At 67.8% G+C, this 20,970-nt stretch carries 17 protein-coding genes and 5 pseudogenes; 12 read left to right on the forward strand and 10 right to left on the reverse strand.

The window, feature by feature from the left end:
* Positions 1 to 684: 684 nt before the first annotated feature.
* From gvpO to OH735_RS31150, 5 genes and pseudogenes are all read left to right on the forward strand, one after another.
* The gene (gvpO, locus tag OH735_RS31130; RefSeq protein WP_406385009.1) at positions 685 to 822 is read left to right on the forward strand and encodes a gas vesicle protein GvpO; all 138 of its coding nucleotides are present in this window, start codon (positions 685 to 687) and stop codon (positions 820 to 822) included.
* Between the two features lie 16 nt (positions 823 to 838).
* Positions 839 to 1,036: pseudogene (locus OH735_RS31135) on the forward strand (GvpL/GvpF family gas vesicle protein); the annotation flags it as partial.
* Positions 1,037 to 1,288: 252 nt separating this feature from the next.
* Entirely contained in the window at positions 1,289 to 1,561 is a 273-nt protein-coding gene (locus OH735_RS31140) for a gas vesicle protein GvpG (RefSeq protein WP_406386822.1), read from the forward strand.
* Positions 1,540 to 2,244: pseudogene (locus OH735_RS31145) on the forward strand (histone protein); the annotation flags it as partial. The gene OH735_RS31140 and the pseudogene OH735_RS31145, both read left to right, overlap by 22 nt.
* A gap of 9 nt (positions 2,245 to 2,253) precedes the next feature.
* A pseudogene (locus OH735_RS31150) lies at positions 2,254 to 2,820 on the forward strand (SRPBCC family protein); the annotation flags it as partial.
* Between the two features lie 31 nt (positions 2,821 to 2,851).
* Here OH735_RS31150 and OH735_RS31155 read toward each other — a convergent pair.
* Positions 2,852 to 3,106, reverse strand: coding sequence for an IS3 family transposase (locus OH735_RS31155; RefSeq protein ID WP_406386824.1), 255 nt, complete (start codon positions 3,104 to 3,106; stop codon positions 2,852 to 2,854).
* A gap of 94 nt (positions 3,107 to 3,200) precedes the next feature.
* On the opposite strand from OH735_RS31155, the gene OH735_RS31160 reads away from it, so the two are divergent.
* Positions 3,201 to 4,001, forward strand: coding sequence for a transposase family protein (locus OH735_RS31160; protein WP_406386825.1), 801 nt, complete (start codon positions 3,201 to 3,203; stop codon positions 3,999 to 4,001).
* 407 nt (positions 4,002 to 4,408) lie between these two features.
* Here the strand turns inward: OH735_RS31160 and OH735_RS31165 are convergent, their stop codons facing one another.
* The 5 genes from OH735_RS31165 to OH735_RS31185 form a co-directional block, all read right to left on the reverse strand.
* Positions 4,409 to 4,546 (reverse strand): hypothetical protein, encoded by a 138-nt coding sequence (locus tag OH735_RS31165; RefSeq protein WP_406385010.1) that lies wholly within the window; start codon positions 4,544 to 4,546, stop codon positions 4,409 to 4,411.
* A gap of 142 nt (positions 4,547 to 4,688) precedes the next feature.
* Entirely contained in the window at positions 4,689 to 5,660 is a 972-nt protein-coding gene (locus OH735_RS31170) for an endonuclease domain-containing protein (RefSeq protein WP_406385011.1), read from the reverse strand.
* A gap of 338 nt (positions 5,661 to 5,998) precedes the next feature.
* Positions 5,999 to 7,360, reverse strand: a complete 1,362-nt coding sequence (ltrA, locus tag OH735_RS31175; RefSeq protein WP_406385012.1) for a group II intron reverse transcriptase/maturase — start codon at positions 7,358 to 7,360, stop codon at positions 5,999 to 6,001.
* 180 nt (positions 7,361 to 7,540) lie between these two features.
* Positions 7,541 to 7,867: a type IV toxin-antitoxin system AbiEi family antitoxin domain-containing protein gene (locus tag OH735_RS31180; protein ID WP_406385013.1), complete on the reverse strand. Its 327-nt coding sequence runs from the start codon at positions 7,865 to 7,867 to the stop codon at positions 7,541 to 7,543.
* 18 nt (positions 7,868 to 7,885) lie between these two features.
* The gene (locus OH735_RS31185) at positions 7,886 to 8,485 is read right to left on the reverse strand and encodes a TetR/AcrR family transcriptional regulator (protein WP_406385014.1); all 600 of its coding nucleotides are present in this window, start codon (positions 8,483 to 8,485) and stop codon (positions 7,886 to 7,888) included.
* Between the two features lie 65 nt (positions 8,486 to 8,550).
* Here OH735_RS31185 and OH735_RS31190 point away from each other — a divergent pair, with 65 nt between their 5' ends.
* The gene (locus OH735_RS31190) at positions 8,551 to 9,441 is read left to right on the forward strand and encodes an ATP-binding cassette domain-containing protein (RefSeq protein ID WP_406385015.1); all 891 of its coding nucleotides are present in this window, start codon (positions 8,551 to 8,553) and stop codon (positions 9,439 to 9,441) included.
* A 19-nt stretch (positions 9,442 to 9,460) separates the two neighbouring features.
* Positions 9,461 to 11,566, forward strand: coding sequence for an MMPL family transporter (locus OH735_RS31195; RefSeq protein ID WP_406386826.1), 2,106 nt, complete (start codon positions 9,461 to 9,463; stop codon positions 11,564 to 11,566).
* Positions 11,567 to 11,770: 204 nt separating this feature from the next.
* On the opposite strand, the gene OH735_RS31200 is transcribed toward OH735_RS31195, so the two are convergent.
* The 3 genes and pseudogenes from OH735_RS31200 to OH735_RS31210 all read right to left on the reverse strand — a co-directional run.
* Positions 11,771 to 12,349, reverse strand: coding sequence for a phosphopantetheine-binding protein (locus tag OH735_RS31200; protein WP_406385016.1), 579 nt, complete (start codon positions 12,347 to 12,349; stop codon positions 11,771 to 11,773).
* A 264-nt stretch (positions 12,350 to 12,613) separates the two neighbouring features.
* The gene (locus OH735_RS31205) at positions 12,614 to 13,147 is read right to left on the reverse strand and encodes a ketoacyl-synthetase C-terminal extension domain-containing protein (protein WP_406386828.1); all 534 of its coding nucleotides are present in this window, start codon (positions 13,145 to 13,147) and stop codon (positions 12,614 to 12,616) included.
* Positions 13,148 to 13,238: 91 nt separating this feature from the next.
* Positions 13,239 to 14,384, reverse strand: a pseudogene (locus OH735_RS31210) (beta-ketoacyl synthase N-terminal-like domain-containing protein); the annotation flags it as partial.
* Between the two features lie 213 nt (positions 14,385 to 14,597).
* Between OH735_RS31210 and OH735_RS31215 the strand changes: the two are divergent.
* The 4 genes from OH735_RS31215 (at position 14,598) to OH735_RS31230 (ending at position 19,568) form a co-directional block, all read left to right on the forward strand.
* Positions 14,598 to 15,770, forward strand: coding sequence for an ISAs1 family transposase (locus OH735_RS31215; protein ID WP_406385017.1), 1,173 nt, complete (start codon positions 14,598 to 14,600; stop codon positions 15,768 to 15,770).
* Positions 15,771 to 15,984: 214 nt separating this feature from the next.
* Complete coding sequence (locus OH735_RS31220) at positions 15,985 to 17,001, forward strand: ketoacyl-ACP synthase III family protein (RefSeq protein WP_406385018.1); 1,017 nt, start codon at positions 15,985 to 15,987, stop codon at positions 16,999 to 17,001.
* 411 nt (positions 17,002 to 17,412) lie between these two features.
* Positions 17,413 to 19,332 (forward strand): HAD-IIIC family phosphatase, encoded by a 1,920-nt coding sequence (locus OH735_RS31225; protein ID WP_406385019.1) that lies wholly within the window; start codon positions 17,413 to 17,415, stop codon positions 19,330 to 19,332.
* Positions 19,332 to 19,568, forward strand: a complete 237-nt coding sequence (locus OH735_RS31230; RefSeq protein WP_406385020.1) for an acyl carrier protein — start codon at positions 19,332 to 19,334, stop codon at positions 19,566 to 19,568. The genes OH735_RS31225 and OH735_RS31230 overlap by 1 nt, the downstream gene beginning before the upstream one ends.
* 192 nt (positions 19,569 to 19,760) lie before the next feature.
* Here OH735_RS31230 and OH735_RS31235 read toward each other — a convergent pair.
* Positions 19,761 to 19,973, reverse strand: a pseudogene (locus tag OH735_RS31235) (BTAD domain-containing putative transcriptional regulator); the annotation flags it as partial.
* Positions 19,974 to 20,970: the final 997 nt, after the last annotated feature.

The following is a 20,970-nucleotide window of genomic DNA, read 5'->3' on the forward strand; positions in this document are numbered from 1 at the left end:
GCCCGACACCTGTGGCCAAGTGGAAAGGCTGGGCAGACCAGCGGCCACCCCATGCCCGAATCCGCGACTCAACCCCGACACGGCCCGCACAACCCCGAAACACCCACCCCAAGATCAGCCGGTGGATCCGGGCTCAACAATTCGTCTGCCTGCCGACGCCCCGGAGGGCAGCGAATCGGTATGTCGGGTCTCTGTCCCGTTCCGCCCAGCTCATTCAGGCGGCGATGAGAGTGGTGCTCCTGGGAGCAACGTCGCGCGCCGCAGTTGCACGCAGCGTCCCGTCCTTGCCGTGCGTGGGCGCCTCGCGTACACCGCGACCACGGCCGTGGAACGGCCTTTCGTGCACCGGGCTGGCACTGTGACCGTACGACCTGTGCCTGGAGCCCGCAGCTATGAAAACGGTGGGCGCGTGCACCGTTGTCCGAAACATCCCCAAACATCAATCACCGCACGGCGGCTTACCCCGGCAGGGGCGCCCGATGGCTCCGCTCAAGGTGCGAGGCGCCCGATACCGATCAGACTTGAATTCATGGCAGAAGAACGTCGGCCGTGCGCCGGGAAATCCTTGACGACAGCCGCTCGCCGCACGCCATTCGTGCGTGGAGCGGAACATGTTGCCCGTGCTGCCTGTCGGAGCCTGAATAGGCTGATCGACCATCCCACGGAGGGCGTATCAGCGGTGAGATGTGTGTCGAGGACGGTTGGTGCGTCGTCGTCCTTGAGTCGCCCCGGATTCCAGACACAACGAGCCTTGTTGCCTCCTACGAGGTACAGCTCGATCGGGACGGCGAACTCATGGGGTGCCGCAGGGTCCGCCGCTAACGGCGGGGGTCCGCCGATGCGTGATCCAGGTTTGCCCAACAGCCGGAAAGACGACCCATGCCTGCGACCGCTGCCGAAGAATGGCAGCGGCGTGGGCACCCCGTCTGCCCCTCTGCGGACGGTCCGGCACGGGCAGGTTGCCGCAGTCGTCAGTGAGGCTCCTCCGAAGCCCCGCGCCCGGCGGCGTGATGTGTTGGCTCACCAAGATTTTTTGCTGCGCCTCTCGGATGGGGGCCCGGTACTGCCCATGCGGTTGGGATGGTCGCTCCGGACGAGGAGATTGTGCGCGGTCAACGGGTCGTTGGCGAGACGGGGCACGTTGCTGCACTGGACTGTCTCTCCGACGCGGTTCCTTCCTTGTCAACCGCGGCGACAGCAACGACTTCCGAAGCGTGGCGGAGCGATTTGCCGACGCGCACCGCGAACACGTCGAGCGGCACTCATGTTCGGGCCGCCGGAGTCTGACATGGGACTGCCCGCGCTCCCCATCGCACCGGTCCGCGGCGTGGTCTGGGTGGCGGAGAAGCTCAACGATGCTGCCGAGCGCGAGCTGCACGACCCAGGAGTGCTCCGTGCCCAGCTGGCTCTACTGAACCGGGAACTTGAAGACGGAGACATCAGCCTGGAGGAGTTCGAACGGGAAGAGGAACGGCTGCTCGCCCGGCTGCATGCTGCAGAAGTCGGCCCCCGAGCCGAACGATCGAAGGTGACGCGCTCATGGATGACACAGCCAAGGTGACCCTCGCGGCCGCAGTAGTGGGCGGCTATGTGCTGGGCCGGACGAAGAAGGGCCGGCTGGCGCTGACCATCGCAACCTATCTGGCAGGCAGACGATTCGGCCTTGAACCCCGACAGCTTGCCGCCGAAGGGATGCGCAGACTCGGCGAGATTCCCCAGTTCGCCGAGCTGCAGGAGCAGCTGAAAGGGGAGGGCCTCGACGCGGGCCGAAAGGCAGTGACGGCCGCTGCCGACCGCGGCATGAGTTCGCTGGCCGACGCACTCAGCGACCGTACGGCCCGGCTCGGCGAGAAGCGGGACGAGGGGGAGGAAGAGGGGGAAGAGGAAGAGGAGCCGGAAGAGGAAGGCGCGGAGTACGAGGAAGAGAAGGAGGAAGAGCCGGAAGAGGAGGAGCCGGAAGAGGAAGAGCCGGAGGAGGAGGAGGAGGAGGAGGAGGAGCCGGAAGAGGAAGAGGAAGAGGAAGAGGAAGAACCGGAAGAGACGCAGCCGCAGCGGCGCAGCACTCGGCGATCAGCCCAGCCCAGAGGAGGCGCGGCACGCAAGAAGGCCGCTCCCGCCCAGGGAGAGAAGCCTCGGACGGCGAAGAAGACTGCGGCTCGGAAGACGGCTCCGGCGAAGAAGACTGCGGCTCGGAAGACGACGTCGTCGAAGCGAGCAGCATCCAAGCGAGCCGATCGTCGGAGGTAGCCAGTCATGACCAGGACGGAAAGTGACCAGCCCGCAGTGGAAGAGTCGGGTGCGGATCGGCTTCGCGAAGAGCTGTCCAACTTCCTCACTGCGCAAGTGGAGAGACTCGCTGAGAAGGCGGGCGACAAACTGACGGACGTCACGGAGCAGCTCACCGACGTAGCCGAGAGCGGGTCGCTTCCCGCAATCGGCTCCCGCATCCTCCAGGGCGACTCCCCCCTGAAGGCATTCGTCGGGGAGAAGGCCAAGGGCCTCAAGGACAACGTCGTGGGGAAGGTCAAGGAAGCATTCGGCGGCGGAAAGGGGAAACGCAAGTCAAGCGGCGGCAAAGTCATGAACATCATCGAGGTTCTCGATGTGGGAGTGCCCCTGCGCGTCGCGTACGACCACTGGACGCAGTACGACCAGTTCAGCAGCTTCGCGAAGGGCGTTCGCGACGTCTCGAAGAACGACGAGATGGCCAGTGACTGGAAGGTCAAAGTCGGCCCTTCCTCGCGCAGCTTCAAAGCGACTGTCCAGGAACAGATTCCCGACGACCGCATCGTATGGACATCCGAGGGCGCCAAGGGCACTGAGGTGACCCCCGGAGTGTGGACACAGGGGTTCATGCTGCGAGTGAGAGTTTAGCTGTCTTGTGGTGGTGCTGTTCGAATTCCATCGGGGAGAGGTAGGAGAGCGCGCTGTGTCGGCGTCGGGCGTTGTAGTAGGTGAGCCACCGGAATATCTCGAGCCTCGCCTGAGACATCGTCACGAACACTCTCCTGTGCATCGTTTCTCGCTTCAGTGAGGTCTTCTCGGCAACCTGACGGTTGCAGTGCGTGACGACCCGCTGGACGGCAGCATGGTGACCCGACGTCAGGCATGAGTGAAACCCCTGGTAGGAACAGGTCTGCGAAGATCACGTTCCCGAGCACCAGAGGCTTCACGCATTGACCAGTGTCACCTACACCGCGGTGCTCAATGCCCGTCGGGAGACCGCCGAGCACGTCGCGAAACTGCTGCACGAGCACCGGGAACGGCTCGGGACTCGCAGAGGCACCCGCGCGCTGGGCGCCTTCAAGCAGGCAGTCCTCGTGCTGCGGTGGTTTATCGACGGTGCCCGGCTCGTCCAACTGGCCCGGGACAACGGCATCTCGACACCGACCGCCTACCGCTACCTGCACGAGGGCCTGACCGTGCTCGCCGACCACGCCCCGGACCTGTCCACCGCCCTGGAGCGCGCGACGGCCGCCGGATACACCCACCTCAACCTGGACGGCACCGTCATCCGTACCGACCGCGTCGCCGCCCCCGGCCCCAACAAAGCAGACCTCTGGTGGTCGGGAAAGCACCGGCACCATGGTGGCAACGTCCAGGTCATCTCCGCCCCGGACGGCTGGCCGATCTGGGTCTCCCCGGTCCGCCCTGGCCGCGAACACGACACCACCTGCGCCCGCACTCACGGCCTTGTCGACGCGCTGAACCGCCTCGCCGCCACCTTGGGCATCCCGACCCTGACCGACCTCGGCTACGAGAACGCCGGCCCTGGCTTCCGTCACCCCGCCAAGAAGCCGCAGGGACGCGAACTCGACCTCAAGCAGAAGACGTTCAACAAGGTGATCCGCGGCATCCACGGCGTCGCCGAACGCGCCAATGCCCTGTTCAAGGTCACCTTCAAGGCCCTGCGCAGAGTCAGCCTCGACCCCGGCAGCATTACCCGAATCGCCCGAGCCGCCCTCGCCCTGCTCCAGATGGAGCACGGCCGCACCACCTGAACGAAGATCACGAACCGTCACGAGACGTTACCCGCGAAGGTTCAATCGCTGGACGGCGAACAGTTCCAGGTGTGCGCAGTTCGGGCAGCGGAAGGCATCGATCTGCCATTGCGGCAGGCCCCGCGTCTTAGCTATGCCCATTATGCCCCGATCAAGGAGGCTTCCGAACCATCGCGCGTACCCGCGGGCGCCGCTGCCACTGTCACTGACAAAGCCCTGCTCAAGCCCGACCTGACCGCATTGGGTGCACCGCATGTTGTTCATCGAGGGAGTGTAAGTGGGGGCCGGGGGTTGATGCTGGTGAGTTTCGCGTATTCAACTGTCGCGAGTTCCCCAGGTCATTACCTCCAGAGAGTGACGTTCGTTCTTGGTCGGCGGGTGCATCGTCGACGGATGAACATGCGAGCTCACCAGTCTCCGTAGTGGCGGCCCGGGACGCTCGGGCCGACGAGCTCCCCGGCGGGTTGTGGGCCAGGCGTCATCACTCGCTGCTCGGCGGTCTCCCGACGGGCATTGAGCACCGCGGTGTAGGTGACACTGGTCAATGCGTGAAGCCTCTGGTGCTCGGGAACGTGATCTTCGCAGACCTGTTCCTACCAGGGGTTTCACTCATGCCTGACGTCGGGTCACCATGCTGCCGTCCAGCGGGTCGTCACGCACTGCAACCGTCAGGTTGCCGAGAAGACCTCAGTCCCTGCCAGAAAGGTGCCAGTGGCGGAGCCAGTCGTCGGTGTCGGTGTGGAAGAGGCGTGTGTAGCGGTTCGCCACGCGGATGTCGTTGCTGTACAGGTGGTCGGGGCGTTCCTGTGTGTTGCAGGACTGGCAGAGGGGGGCGCGGACGTAGCCGTGTTCGTGGCAGTGGTCGAGCACGGTGGCGGGCGCGGTGCGGCAGACGGCGCACGCCCACCCGGCCACCTTGCGGGAGGTGCCGGGTTTCCTGCTGAGTACCGAGTACAGCTGGCCTTCCAGCTCTTTGTTGTACGGGCGCAGTGCGGCGGTGGGGCTCTCGGGGCTCGTCGTCTGCCGACCGCCGGCGTCTCGGGCCTGCCGGGGGTGGGAGGGCGGCTCGGTGACGGCTGCGCTTGCCTGGCGGGTCCGCGCGGTTTGCACCCACTGCGTTTCGGCGTGCTCGGCCGCGTCCAGCAGTCTGACCACAGCGCGCGGCAGCCACCACGTGCGCTGCGTCCCGTCGCGGGTCTGCTCCACGAGTATCTGTCGCCAGTCGATCCCCGCCAGGGGGTACGGCCGGCCGACTTCACGTCGTGCTGCCCGCTCGGGGCCGCCCAGCTCCTGCAGTTCCCCCGTGATGCGCCGGCGCCAACGCAGCGGCGTTTCCCCGTTGCACTCCTGCCTCGGCGCCCCACGAAACGGACCGACGCGGACCAGGTCCTGCCGATCCATCCCCACCGCGTTCAGTTCCGCGGCCGCCCGGCGCACCTCAACCTCCGGAACACTCCACTGACCGTTGCTCGCCCTCACCGTCGCCACCACACGGCCGCCGAGCAGGACGTACCCCACCTGGGCACGGTCAGGAGAGCAGGTGAATGCCCCAGAAGCCGTCGGCACAGCACTGTCGGCTGTCAAACCGACCCACAGAGCGTCCGCGGCAACCAGGGTGATCAGGCCGTCCGTGCGACCGGGCATGACACGCTCCGACATACCGACAGGCTAACGGCCTGCAACGCGCCAACGGGTCCCAAGCGCCTCGGTCAGCCCGGCCGCCGCCCGCAACTCCATATTCCTGAACATCTGGTTCGCCAGTACCTCCCGTGCCCGCAGCCTCACCACCAGAACGCCAAGAACCGGGCAAGTCGCCCTCGCACATCAGCGGTCCCCGAGCCCAGACGAATTGAGCAACAGAGTCCCGCGGCGGTTGAGTCGGCCTGAAGCGCGGTTCCGGTGTTGCCACCGGCCCGTTTCTCCAGGCCGCTCTCCGAACCCGGCGTACCCGTCTCCGAGTACCGGGCTCTCCACAGTTCCTCTCGTCGGACTGGTTGTCAGGCTGTGGGCCAGGGGCTGGGGATCGTGTCGCCCCGGTAGCGGTACCGGGTGATCGCCGGTGTCCGCGCCAGGTTGATCAGTTCGACCCCGTCCGCAGTGATCGGCAGCCATGACCCGTGAGGGCCAAGGAGCTGGCTGCGGACGTCCTTCCAAGACCAGCGGTGCATTGTCTTGAGCCACATGATTACGCGATGCCAGAGGAAGGCCCCGAGCATGCGGAACGTGTGCTTCGCGACGGCATGCCGGAAGTAGTTGGCCCAGCCGCGCATGATCTGGTTGAGCCGGATCAGCACTTCCCTGGGGTCAGCCTGTGACGTCCTGCGGGTCAGGGCACGGATCTTGTCCTTCACCGAGCGGACGGGCCGCGCGGCGATGAACGCGTAGACGTACCACTTGTTACTTCCCCGTTTGCGGCGCCGCCGGATGCGGAACCCGAGGAAGTCGAACCCGTCCTCTATGTGCGCGATTCGGGTCTTGGCTGGTGACAGCCTCAACCCCAAAGGTTCGAGCACGGAGGCTACTTCGCCCTGGAGGGCCGCCGCATCCTCGGCAGAGCCATGCACCATGATCGCGAAATCGTCCGCGTAGCGGACAATTCGCCAGTTGGGCAGGCCATGCCGACGACGCTTGCGACGCGGGTACTGGCCATCCATCCGCCCGCCGGGCAGCCAGTCGCGGTGCAGGTGCTCGTCGAGCGCCGACAACGCGACGTTGAAGATCAGCGGGGAGAGGATGCCGCCCTGCGGGGTGCCGGTGTGGGTGTCCCTTCGCTGGCCGTCCTCATTGAGGATGCCTGCCTTGAGGAACGCCTTGACCAGCGCCAAGACACGCTTGTCCTTGACCCGTTTCCGCACGGCGCCCATAACGGCGCGATGGGAGACGTTGTCGAAGGCCGCTTCGATGTCGGCGTCCAGCACCCAGTGATATCCCTTGGAGCCGAAACGCTGGATCTCCGCGATCGCGTCCTGAGCCCGCCGGTTGGGCCGGAACCCGTAGGAGACCGGCAGGAAGTCGGCCTCGAAGATGGGTTCCAGCACCAGCTTCAGCGCGGCCTGAACGGTCCGGTCCGCCACCGTGGGAATACCGAGGCTGCGAACCTTTCCCGACCCGCCCGGCTTGGGGATCTTGCGCTCCCTCACCGGCAGGGGCCGGAACGCGCCGGACTTCACGTCCGAGCGCAGACCGTCCAGGAACCCAGGTGCTCCAATATCCCGCTCGACGTCGGTGACGGTCACACCGTCCACGCCGGCGGTTCGGGCTCCCTGGTTGCCCGCGACCCGGTCGAACGCCACGATGAGCGTCGCCGGGTCGTGAACGAAATTGAACAGGTCGTCGAACCGGCGGCCGGGGTCGGCCACCGCCCAACGGTGAAGCTTGGCCTGCATCTCCAGTACCCGGCCGAAGGGCCCCGCTGGGGTATCTCCTTCCGGAGCGCCGCCGTTCGGCGGCGCGTCTTCTGGCATTACAGCATCCTTCCCTTCATGGAACTGCTGCCGCCCTTCCCCTTGCTCCGGGCTCTCCCCGGCTCTGAGAGGGCGTTAAGTCCGTTTCTGGTAACGGCCGCGTCCGGGTTGTTCGAGGAGTCCTTGGCGGACGAGTCGTCCCAGGCGGGAGCGGGTGACGTTGATCGAGGGATCGTCGGTGGGCAGGCCGAGGTGCTCGTGCAGATCTCGGACGCGGAACACCTTCCCGGGGTGCTCGTTGAACGTAGTCACGATGCGCTGGTAGACGGTGGCGGTGGCGGTCTCCGCGGGGGCTGTTGCCTGGTCGGGAGGGGCGATGCCGTCGATGACCTTGCGGGTCGCGGCGAGGTCGGCCAGGCGGGCTTCGGTCTCGGCGAGGTCGGTCGTGAGCCTAACGGGCAAACGCTGCCTGCCGCGGCACTAGCGACGTGCCTTCCCGCCGCAGAGGCGCAGTGCGCTTTCCAGACACAGCGCCTCTGCCTCTTGGGTGGTGAGGCGCCCGATTGCGACTTGTGCCGCGGCGGTGTGGTGGAGCCCGAGGACGGCGGCGGAGAGCCAGGCCGCGGGGGGTGACGGGTCGAAGTCGCCTGCGTGCTGGCCTCGCTGGATGAGCCGTTCGAGTCGTGGGGGCACTACGTCATGGGGATCGCTGTCGGGCCGTGGGATCCGGGCCGCGGTGGCGTTCAGCAGAAGGGGATAGCGGTCGAGGAACCGCCAGCCGACGTCGAGGAGCCGGGCCAGCGCGTCGGCGGGTGGGGCGGTGTCGAGGTCGGCGGCGTCGAGCGCGGCGAGGTATTCGGCGGCCGCGGCCTCGATGAGAGCGACGACCAGGGCGTCGCGTGAAGGGAAGTGCGCGTAGACGGTCTGGCGAGTGACGCCGGCCGCGGCGGCGATGTCCTCCATGCTCGCGTCGGGGCGTTCGCCGAGCACGACTCGCGCCGCGTTGAGGATGGCGTGAATGCTGCGTCGGGCGTCGGCCCGGCGGCGGCGTGGTGGCGTGGCGGCGTCGTGCAAGTCCATCTCAAAATGCTATGCGTTCGGCTATAACCTTGACAATCTGCCAGAGATAGCGCAACTGTTACGGCATGCCAAAGACGGGTGGGGATGATCCGGCGATCGAGGCGCGCGGTCTGATCAAGGTCTACGGAGAGAGCCGGGCGCTGGACGGGATCGACCTCACGATTCGGCGAGGTCAGGTGTTCGGATTCCTCGGCCCCAACGGGGCGGGCAAGACCACCACGATCCGCATCCTGGCCACGTTGACCCGGCCTTCCGGCGGCATGGTCCGTGTCCTCGGTCACGACGTGATGACCGAGGCGGACGCGATCCGGGCCCGGGTGGCGATGACCGGCCAGTTCGCCTCCCTCGACGAAGACCTGACGGGATACGAGAACCTGCTGATCCTCGGCCGGCTCCAGGGCCTGTCCCGGGCCGCCAGCAGGCAACGCGCCGACGACCTGCTCGCCGCGTTCGACCTGACCGATGCGGCCGGCCGCCCGGTGGGCGGCTACTCGGGCGGTATGCGCCGCCGGCTCGACATCGGCGCCAGCCTGATCGTGACTCCCGACCTGCTGTTCCTCGACGAGCCGACCACCGGTCTCGACCCGCGCAGCCGTAACCAGGTGTGGGAGCTGGTCCGTCGGGTCGCCGCAGCCGGTACCACGGTGCTGCTGACCACCCAGTACCTCGAGGAGGCCGACCAACTCGCCGAGCAGATCGCGGTCATCGACAACGGCCGGATCGTGGCCGAAGGCACCAGCGCCCAGCTCAAGTCCTTGAACCGCTCGCCGCAGGATGGGGGTGAGACGCACATCGGAAGAGCGCGACAGATGCGACGTTCCATGGGGGTCACTCCTCGACGGCGGCGCACTAGGCGTGTTCACCACGGTCGCCCTGGCCGTCCACGTGGTCCAACATCCGCCCTGCGGCACATGAACGTCGACCTTCCCCAGGCAGTCGGCACCAGCCTTGTCTGAACCCTTCAACGGAGTTTCCATGCGAGTATTAGCAATTCCGGCCGGTCGGAGGGCGAAATGGGTCGTCCTCGCGTTCTGGATCGGCCTGCTGGCGGTCGCCAGCGTGTTCAGCGGCAAGTTCACCAGCGTCCAGCAGAACGACAGCTTCACGTTCCTGCCGAAGAACGCCGAGTCGACCCAGGCCGTCACACTGGCGAAGAAGTTAACGCCGGAAGTCAGCTCGGCGGTCGTCATCTACGAGCGCGCCAATGGCGCCGTCACCGCGGACGACAAGGCGGTGGCCGCGGCGGACTCCCGGCGCTTCACGCAGATTGCGCACGTGACCACGCCCATCGTGGGGCCAGTGGTTTCGAAGGACGGCCGGGCGATCCGGCTCGTCGTCCCCATCAAGGGCGCGTCAGGCGGGCAGTCGGGCTCGGACGAGACCGCGTCCGCCGTCAAGGAGATCCGGTCGGTCGTCCACTCCCATTCCGGCCTCACCACGCATGTCACCGGACCCGCGGGCTACTCCGCGGACCGGGCCGACGCGTTCTCGGGCACCGACAAGACGCTGCTCTACCTCACGATCGCGATCGTCGTCATCATCCTGCTGTTCACCTATCGCAGCCCGGTGCTGTGGATCGTCCCGCTGATCTGCGTGGGCCTGGCGTTGGTCGTCGCTCAGGCGGTGATCTACCTCTTCGCCCGGAATGGGGGCCTGACGGTCGGCGCGGACACCGGGTTCGTGCTCACCGTGCTCGTCTTCGGCGCGGGCACCGACTATGCCCTGCTACTTATCGCCCGCTACCGCGAAGAACTACGCCGCCACGAGGATCGACATGAGGCGATGGCGGTCGCCCTGCGGCACGCCGGGTCGGCCATCGTCGCCAGCGGCGCGACGCTGGTCCTGAGCCTGATGTGTTTCCTCGTGGCCGAGCTCAACTCGACCAAGAGCCTGGGGCCCTCGATGGCCATTGGCGTCGCGAGCGCTCTGCTCGCGATGACCACACTGTTTCCGGCTCTTCTCGTCATCTTCGGGCGCTGGCTGTTCTGGCCGGTCCGGCCGGCGTTCGGCTCCCCGGAGCCGGCGGTACGTGGCACGTGGACGCGGGTCGGGCGCGCAGTGGTCCGTCGGCCGCGCATCACCTGGATCGGTACCTCGGTCGTGCTCGGTGTGCTGGCGCTCGGCCTGATCGGGTTCAAGGCGGACAACATGCAGCTGAAGGACTCCTTCACCGGCACGCCCGAAGCCGTCTCCGGTGAGCGGGCGATGGCCCTGCACTTCCCGGCGGGCGGAGGCGATCCCGTCCAGATCATCGGCTCCGCCGGCGCGGCTGAACCGCTACGGTCCGCCGTGGCCGCCACGCCCGGGATCGCGGACGTCAGCGCGCCGGTGGTGAAGGACGGCCGCGTCTACCTGGAAGGCACGCTGAAGGCCGAATCGAACAGCGAGGCGGCGTTCGCGACCATCGATCGGGTGCGTGACGCGGCGCACGCCGTCCCAGGCGCGGAGGCCAAGGTCGGTGGAGGCAGCGCGATCAACCTCGACTACAAGAGGGCCGGCGAGAGTGACCGGAATCTGCTGGTCCCGCTCGTCCTGGTCGTCGTGGGCCTCATCATCGGCCTGCTGCTGCGTGCCGTCGTCGCACCGCTGGTTCTGCTCGCCACGGTCGTGCTGTCGTTCGCGGCGGCGCTCGGTGTGAGCGCCCTGACCTTCAAGTATGTCTTCGGGTTCGCCGGAACCTCCCCTGCGATCCCCCTGTGGATCTTCGTCTTCCTCATCGCCTTGGGAGTCGACTACAACATCTTCCTGATGACCCGGGTGCGCGAGGAATCCAAGGCGCACGGCACCCGGCGCGGATCGCTGCGCGGTCTGCACGCCACCGGCGGTGTGATCACATCCGCCGGCGTCGTGCTCGCCGGAACCTTCGCCGCGCTCACGACGCTGCCACTGGTCTTCGCCGTGGAAATCGGCTTCGCGGTCGCATTCGGCGTACTCCTCGACACCTTCGTGGTGCGCTCCGTCCTCGTCACGGCCCTGACGTACGACATCGGTCGCCGGATGTGGTGGCCGAGTGCGTTGAGTCGCAAGGAACCGGAGAGCGATCTCGAGGAGCCGGCGCCGCACGAGCTCGCTCGGCAGTGAATCCTTCGTGACCGGGCGGGGCCTGGATCACCCGAGGCTTGCCTCGGGTGATCCAGGCCCCGCCCACGTACGTACTCCCTGATCGGGCCTGATCCAAACGGCTTTGCTCGAGCGGGAGGGACCCCCAGCGCGGGCGGTGCCCCCACGCCGCCGCTCCTTGACGGGCAAACGTTGCCTGTCGCGGCACTACCGCCCGCCGCGGCACTAGCCCTCGGCCCGCATGACAGCGGCCAGCCGGGCGACCGTCGGGTTGTCGAAGAGCCTGCGCAGACCGTCGTCCTGGCTTGCGGTCGTGCCGAACTCCTCGCTGATCCGTTCCAGGACGCCGATCGCGTGCAGGGAGTCCCCGCCGAGTTCGAAGAAGTTCTCCTCCGTCCCGAAGTCATCGCGTTCCAGGACTTCCTGCCAGAACCGAAGCAGAGTCCGCTCCAGATCGTCCTGCGGAGCGGACGGCCTGCCGGGGGCCTGCTGATCCCTCGGGGCGGGCAGAGCCGACACGTCGACCTTCCCGTTCGAGCTCAGTGGCACCTTCGGGATGACGAGGTAGTGGCGGGGCACCATGTACTCCGGAAGGACCTGTTCGAGCGCGGCCTGCAGCGCGCCGGCGTCGGGGTGCGCCCGTCCTGCGGTGGCCTCTTCTTCCGCGGGCACCAGATAGGCGACCAGCTGGCGGCGGCCCGTCCTGGGGTTGGTGTCCACGGTGACCAGTGCGTCACGGACGCCCGGATGCCGACGCAGCGGGGCCGCGATCTCGCCGAGCTCGATGCGGTAGCCGTTGAGCATGATCTGCGAATCCTGGACAGATCGGTGACCTGGATGTCATACGGCGGTACCTCGGGCAGGACGCGCTGGAGTCCGCCGGGCTGGATGATCGCCCGAAGCATGTCGTGGCGCTGGATGAGCTTGTCGAGACTGCGACTCAGCCTCGGGATGTCGAGATCCGCGGCGTCGAACTCGATGTAGCCGTGGGCCGAGTTCCCGCCGAGCTCCACCGCCGGTGTCCGCCCCACCCAGTACGCCTGCTGGATGTCCGTCAGCGGGAACGGTTCATGCCTCTCCGCCGGCCGCGGATCGATGCTCGCCGGCTCGTCCGCGCTCTCGGAGCGCGTGATGATCTCGACGAGGCGGGGAAGCGTTCCGCCAGCCTCCGGGTCGAGTCACCGGATCCCGGCTCGCAGCCGGTGAACACCACGGCCGTTTTCGCGGCGGTGGCCGCCCCGGTGACCAAGCCGGGTGCGTCCTCGCCTCGGGCCAGAGCCGCGAGCGCGGCGAGGTGCTCGCCGGCTGAGGACCCACGCTGACCGCGCGGCGCTTGAACCCCGCCCTCGTGCGGGCAAGCGAAATCCCGACCTCCGCGGTGGGGGTCGGCTGAGCGGTGAGGAAATCGCCGAGTTCCGCGGCCATGGCACGCAGCGCCGGCTCGGTCTTCGCCGACAGCACCCAGGGCACGGAGATACCGTCGGCGCCGCCCGGCGCCGGGGCGGATCCGTCGTCCGCAGTGGCATGCTCCTCGAGGATCAGGTGCGCGTTGGTGCCGCTGATGCCGAAGGAGGACAGGCCCGCCGGCCCGCCGGGGCCCAGCGTCGGCCGGCCACGGAACCGACTCGGTGGTCAGTACGACCGTCCCGCCGGACCAGTCGACATAGGTGGACGGCCGGTCGATGTGGAGCGTCCGCGCGTGTGTTCCCGAGCGGATGGACATGACCATCTTGATCACGCTCGCCACCCCGGACGCGGTCTGGGTATGGCCGATGTTCGATTTGACCGAGCTCAGCCGTAGGGGCCGGTCGGCCGTCCTGGTCTCGCCGTAGGTGGCGATGACGGCCTCGGCCTCGATCGAGTCGCCCAGCGGCGTGCCGGTCCCATGCCCTTCCACCGCGTCCACTTGGTCGGGGGTGAGTCCGGCGTTCGCCAGTGCCTGCCGGATGACCGCCTCCTGCGCCGTGCGGCTCGGCGAGGTCAGCCCGTTCGTCGCGCCGTCCTGGTTGATCGCCGACCCGCGGATCACCGCGAGCACGTTGTGGCCGTTGCGCAGTGCCACGGACAGGCGTTCCAGCACCAGCAGCCCGGCACCTTCGCCGAACCCCATGCCGTCCGCGGCAGCCGAGAAGGGCTTGCATCTGCCGTCCCCGGCGACAGCGCCGCGGCGGCCGAACACGAGGATGACGTTCGGCGTGGCCATGATCGTGACGCCGCCGGCCAGCGCGAGGTCGCAGTCGCCGCGCCGCAGTCCCTGACACGCCAGGTGGATGGCCACCAGCGAAGACGAGCAGGCCGTGTCGATGCTGATGGCCGACCCGCGCAATCCCATGACGTAGGCGACTCTGCCCGAGGTCGTGCTCGGCGTGCCGCCGACGATCAGCTGGTCTTCGACGCCGGCCGGGAGCACCGCCTGCGGCCCTGCGCCGTAGTGACAGTAGGACACACCGGCATAGACGCCCGTCTGCGTCCCGCGCAGGCCGACCGGATCAAGACCGGCGTGCTCGGCGGCTTCCCATGCGGTCTCCAGGAGCAGCCGTTGCTGCGGATCCATCGCAAGCGCCTCATGTTCGGCGATCCCGAAGAACTCGGCGTCGAACCGGTCGGCTCCGGCTACGAAGCCTCCCTGGCACACCGTTGGTTCCGGCGTCGCATGGGCGCCGCCGTCGGGCACGCTCACGGCACCCCATCCCCGGTCGTCGGGAAACGGCGAGATGCCGTCGCCTTCGCCGGCCACGAACCGCCACAGATCCGCCGGGGAGCGCAGATCGGGCGGAAACCGGCAGCCCATGCCGACGATCGCGATGGGCTCGGCATCCCTGAGTTCGGCCTCGTGCAGTCTCCGGGCGGCAGGGCGATTGCAAAGTCAGGGTGATCTTGTAGGTGCGCAGGTCACGGCGATGTGACGATGTTCGGTGGGGCCGCGACGTACGCAACGAAGCTCCGTTGTGCAGATGACCTTCCCAAGTCGCCTGCGTCCAACGGAGCTTCGATGTGCCGTCAGTCTGCCACTGTCTGTCTGGTCAAGTCGCCCACGAGTCACCATCGTGCGATGGGTCCGCTGCCGGAGCGGCTGGCCACGCTGGTCGATCCGCGGTGCCGACGCGGGAAGCGTCACCCGTTCGTGGCGGTGCTGCTGATCGCGTGCTCGGCGGTGGTCACGGGGGCGACGAGCTTCGCGGCGATCGGCGAGTGGGCGGCGGACGCTCCGCAGGATGTTCTGGCCCGGCTCGGTGCCCGGACGGCGACGGTGTTCTCCGCCCGTGTTCCGCCCAGCGGGGCGACCCTGCGGCGGGTGGTCGTGCGGACCTGCCCCGGCGGGCTGGCTGATCTCCTGGGGCATGATCCGGCTGGTGGTGACACCCTCGCGGTGGACGGCAAGAGTGCCCGCGGCTCGCGCCACGGCACCAGACCGGCCGCCCACCTGCTGGCTGCGATGACCGGCACCGGGCTCGCCGTCACCCAGCTGCGGGTACCGGACAAGACAAACGAGATCACCTGCTTCGCCGCCCTGCTGGAACCCTTCGACCTGCACGGAGTTACTGTGACCGGCGACGCGCTCCACACGCAGCGCGAGCATGCCCGCTTCCTGGTCGACGTGAAGAAGGCGCACTACGCCTTCACCGTGAAGCGGAACCAGAAGAACCTCTACGAACAACTGCGGGCTCTGCCCTGGCAAGAGGCGGCAGCGAAGTTCTACGACCGCACCACCGGCCATGGCCGGACGGAGACCCGGGTCGTCACGGCACTGACCGTCACCGACTTGGGCGTCGACTTCCCACACGCCGCCCAGGTCGCCAGGGTCGTGCGGCACCGCACCGACACCAAGACCGGCAGACGCAGCCGCGAGACCGTCTACGTGATCACCGATCTGACCAGCCGTCAGGCCTCCCCGGAACGACTCGCGAACATCTTGCGGGCTCACTGGTTGATCGAAAACAGGCTCCACTTCGTCCGGGACACCTCTTTCCGTGAGGACGCCTCCAAGATCCCACCGGACATGGTCCGGAGAACATGGCCACATTGCGAAGCTTCGCCATCAACCAGCTCCGCACCGCTGGCCACACCAACATCGCCGCCGGACTCCGTAAGATCGCCCGCCGCCCCTACGAACGCCCCCTGGAACTGCTCGGCCTCAGCTGACCTGCACCTCCCCTTGATCAAAAGACTTTGCAATCGCCCTGGCCCCCTGATACCCCACCTCCACCCCTACGCGTACCCCTAATTGCACCTCCTGAGGTGCGATAGGGGTTGATGGGGCATCGGAATTCTGGTAACACAAGGTTCGTGGCGGCGTGCGCCGGTCGGGTCCGTTGTGGATGCACTTGCGGTCGTGTATTTCTCATATTCCTTCAGGGTTTTTCCGTCGGTAGTCTGGCAGCCGAGGTCGCAGCCGCGAGTTCACCTGGACGTTCAACTGAGAAAGGGCCGAGAAGTCGATGGCTGAACAAGGCAATGGGCTGAGCATCAAGGCGGCGGCGGCTTGGTTTCCGCCGGACAAGGAGATTCCGCCCACCGGTGAGCTCAGCCCGGAGGACATCGAGCGCATCGGTGTCAGGGAAGTGACCGTCGCGAACGAGCTGGCGGCACCGGAAATGGCCGTGCTGGCCGCGCGGGACGCGCTCGGGGAGAGCGGTGTGGAGCCGGGCACCGTCGGATACCTCGTGCACGCGCACATATACCACCAGGGATTCGATTTGTGGTCGCCGGCGCACTACATCGCGCAGGAGTCGGGAGCCGTCAGCAGTCTGCCCATCAACGTGCAGCAGACCTGCAACGGCGCCGCCCTGGCGCTTCACCTCGCGGCCACGTGGATGACCGCCACGCCTGACGCGAGTGCGGCTCTCGTCACGGCCGCAGACCGGTTCTGCGGGCCCGGGTTCGACCGGTGGGCGAGCAACGACGAGGCCGTCTACGGGGACGCGGGCGTCGCGGTCGTGCTCGGCCGACGCGGCGACGGCAACGATCTGCTCGACCTCCTGGCGCTCGAGATGGCGGCGGATCCGGCGTTCGAGACCCAGATGCGGGGAGACGACAAGTTCGGTCTCGCCCCGCTCTGGCACAGCACCCCGATCGACCTCAACCGCCCCAAAAACGCCTTCCAGGCCACGGCCCAGGCGGCGCAACTCGCCAAGAGCGGTATCGAGAAGCTGTACGCCGCTGTGCAGCGAAGCCTGGCCAAGGCCGGCGTCGCGCCGGAGGACATTCGCTGCGTCACGGTTCCGCGGCTCATCCGGCACATGCGCGAGAACGCGTTCAAGCCCGGGGTCGATCTGCTCCTCGGCAGGCGGCCGGAGTACCTGGAGAACGCCACCGGCTGCCTCGGCCCGGCGGAGTACCTGGCAGACCTGGCGGAGATGGGGGCGGCACTTGAGCCCGGTGAGGTCGGCATGCTCATCCAAAGCGGCGCCGGATCCACCTTCTCCTGCACGATCGTCCGGCGGTCGGTGAACTGAATCCCCATTGATTGCCTCGCCGCGGATATCGGCCCCGGCGGGGCAATCAGTCATATTCGTTCATTCGATGAAAAATACACGAGGAAATGTGCGGGATTAATCTGCCATGACGAGTCATCCCGCTGGTAGCGTCGACAAAGTTGATTGAAAATCATTTTGTCGATCCTGTCTCGGGAGGTGGACTGTGTCAGGCCGGCCTGTAGTGGTGGATGCGCCCTGGGAAAGGGTCGCGGATTCCATTGAATTCATTCCCGCCGAGTATTCCAGCAAGAGTCAGCCCGAATCGGTGGCGCAGGAGATGCTGCGTTGCGGTTCGGCGGAGATCGATCGGCTCGTCGCTGCCGGGCTGCCCTTCGAGGAGCGATCCGGCGTTCGCCACTTCGACACGCAGCTCGCGAGAGAGGACGCAGGATGGACACCCCGGTACCGACGGACGGCTCCGCGCGCGAGACGGCCCCCCTCACGCCGGAGCGACGGCTCCTCGAACTGCTCCGCTCCGGCCGGCTCGCCGCCCACTACCCGGAGGTCCGCGGCCTGCTGTCCGAACTGTCGGGCGAGGGCCTGACCCGGGCCGGGCAGCTGCTCGGCCGGCTCGACCCGGACGAGGTCCTGCGCGAGCACCCCGCCGTCCCGGCCATGACCGTCGCCGTCACCGGCCACGGCACCCTCTCCTCCCTCGTCGCGCCGCTGACGGCCGAGTTCGCCCGGCACGGGCTGCTGCTGCGCCCGCACGTCTCGGACTACAACTCCTTCGTCTTCGACCTCTCCGACCCGGGCAGCGCCCTGTACGCGGTCGCCCCCGAACTGGTGCTCTGCGTGCTGGACCCGGCGCTCGTCTTCGACGAGGTCCCGACCCTGTGGCACGTGGCGGACGTCGAACGCGTCCTCGACGAGAAGATCCGGCTCGTCGAAGGCCTCGCCGCGGCCTTCGGGACCACCAGCCGCGGGACCCTGCTGTTCAACACCCTGCCGCTGCTGCGGCGCCACACCGCCCAGCTCGTCGACTACCGCTCCCGGGCCGCGCTCGGCGCCGTGTGGCGCGACGCCAACGCCCGGCTGCTGTGCCTCGCCGAGGGCCACCCGTCGCTCGTGGTGCTCGACCTCGACCCGCTCGCCGCCGAGGGCGACCTCGTCAGCGACGCGCGGCTGAGCGTGTACGCCAAGTCCCACTTCTCCCCCGCGCTGCTCGCCGCCTATGCGCGGGAGGCCGGGCACCTCGGCCGCCAGCTGACCGGACGCACCAAGAAGGCCCTGGTGCTCGACCTCGACAACACCGTCTGGGGCGGGGTCCTCGGCGACGACGGACCGGACGGCATCGAGGTCGGCGGCAGCTACCGCGGCGAGGCGTTCCTGGCCTTCCAGCGGGTCGCCAAGCAGCTGGGCTCCCAGGGCGTCCTGCTCGCCGCCGCCAGCAAGAACGACCGGGAACCGGTGCGCGCGGTCTTCCGCGAACACCCCGACATGGTGCTGCGCGAGGACGACTTCGTCCGGATCACCGCCAACTGGCAGCCCAAGTCGGACAACCTCAGGGACCTCGCCCAGGCGCTCAACCTGGGCGTGGACAGCTTCGTCTTCGCGGACGACAGCCCCTACGAATGCGGGCTGGTGCGCCAGGAGCTCCCCGAGGTGGCGGTCGTCCGGCTCGACGACGAGCCGGCCCTGCACGTGGAGCGCCTGCTGCGGGACGGCTGGTTCGACACCCGGGAGCTCACCGCCGAGGACCGCAGCCGCCCCGCCAAGTACCGCGAGGAGAGCGCCCGCTCCGACTTCCTGCACAGCTTCTCCTCGCTCGAGGACTACCTGCGCGAACTCGACGTGCGGGTGACGTTCACCCCCGTCGAGGAGCGCGACGTCCCCCGGGTCTCCCAGATCACCCTGCGCACCAACCAGTTCAACCTCACGACCGAACGCCTCCAGCCGCAGGACGTCCGGGAGCGGATCGCCGACCCCGGCACCTGGGCGCTCGCGATCCGCTCCACCGACCGCTTCGGCGACAACGGCCTGGTGGGCGCGGTCTTCGTCCGCCGCGACGGCGACACCGTCCGGGTGGAGAACTTCCTGCTCAGCTGCCGGGTCTTCTCCCGCGGCATCGAGCAGGCGTGCCTCTCCGCGCTGCTCCGGCACGCCCGGGACGCCGGCCTGAAGGCCGTGTACGGCAGCTACCGGCCGACGGCCAAGAACACCACCGTCAAGGACCTGTACCCCCGCTACGGCTTCCAGCAGGTGGCCGACGACGGGACGACGACGACCTACCGGCACGACCTCGCCGACATCGTCCCGTCCCCGGAGCACATCCGACTGACCGCGCATCCGGAAGGACAAGCACTGTGATGACCATCGACGACTTCGTCACCCTCGTCCGCGACGAGCTGGGCATGCCGGTGACGGCCGAACACATCGGCCTGAGCCTCGACGAGGTGCCGGGCTGGGACTCCGTGCACCTGCTGTGGCTGGTGACCGCGATGGAGCGGGAGACCGGCCGCCGGGTGGCGCTGCCCGACCTCCTCGAAGTGTCCAGCCTGGGGGCCGTCCACGCCCTCTACGTCCCCGCCGCCGGGGCCGCCTGAAGCGTGGCGCGCGTCAGGCGGCCGGTTGCGGCTACCGGGCCGGGGCGTCGGCCATGAGAATGGTCCGCTGGAGGTCCTGGACCGAACGGCACGGCTCCAGGCCGAGTTCCGCGTTGAGCGTCCGGCGGGCAGGTAGACCATGAGGGCGTCCGCCTTGCGGTCCGAGCGGTACAGCGCGAGCATCAGCTGCCGGTAGAAGACCTCCCGCAGCGGGTGCTCGGCTGTGAGCGAGTACAGACTCGGCACCAGCTCCCGGTGGCGGCCAAGTTCGAGCTGGGCGTCGGCGAGCATCTCGCTGCACTCCAGGCGCAGTTCCATCAGCCAGGTGACGTACCGGCTGATGGCCGAACCGCTCGGCAGGTCGCCCAGGGTCGGCCCGCGCCACAGCCCGAGCGCCGGCTCCATCAGCGCCGCGGCCTACTCCAATGTCTTTTCAAGTGCTGTGGATTGGCGGCGGAGTGTTTTTGGGAAGGGCGGCAGCTCGGCGTGTGCGCTGGCCGACGGCCGCGCGAGCGGTAGCCGATCTCCAGGATGCGTCACCGGTCTAGCTGGCAAACTCTATGGACGCGGGTGTTGTTCGGCGCAGCTCCGCACGTCGAGGTGCGTGGGGCGTGGGGGCAGACGTCGGGTGGTGCCTTTCGATGTACGGGCAGGTTGTGGCGGTGGACTACAAATGGTGCGCGGGATCGCCGGTTTGGCCAACCGGCGATCCCGCGCTACGTTGCCTCGGTTATGTGTGCCGTTGATCAGCGGATACGGCTGACTGTAGGCCCTGACGTGTCCGCCGGGGCGGCTGGCGATTTGGTACCGAAACTCGCCCCTCAGTCAAGCGGACTGTGCCCGTCGGTGAGTGAGGTATTCCGAGAGATGGAATGCGGCGTGCTGGGAGTGTGCGAGGACCCTATAGGCGCGATGAGCATCAGCCTGCTTCCGGCCCGTGCACAAGTGGCGGTCGCGGGCCTGTTCGGGCTCTGCGTTTGTGGGGTGCGGCTTTTCCGGGGTCAGAGCAGGCTGAGGGCCCGGTTGTCGCATCGGGTGGGCGCCGGGTTCCACTTCCCGGTGTAGTCGTTCGGGTTGTTGGGACGGTCGAAGTGGCTGGTCAGCCGGGGTTCGGCAGGGCCTGGAGCCTGTCGATCGCATCGGTGATGATGTCGGTCCAGGGCCATCGGGCGGGCAGGCAGGGCCAGCGACGGCGGCCGGTGTTCACGAGTTGCGCGGCGGTGGAGAACAGGCGGGGTCGGGCTCGTTCTGATGGGCCGTCAGGCGTTTCAGGTCGCTGGTCAGACCCCCTGTTAACTAGGCGGGCGTGGCAGGTTGTCGAGAATTACGCAGCGAGACACCACCGCCTAGCGCACACGCCTTCGACAGGTGGCGCAAGCGTGTGCGGAGCCGGGGCCGTATC

The organism is Streptomyces sp. NBC_01618, assembly GCF_045209435.1.
GTDB lineage: Bacteria > Actinomycetota > Actinomycetes > Streptomycetales > Streptomycetaceae > Streptomyces.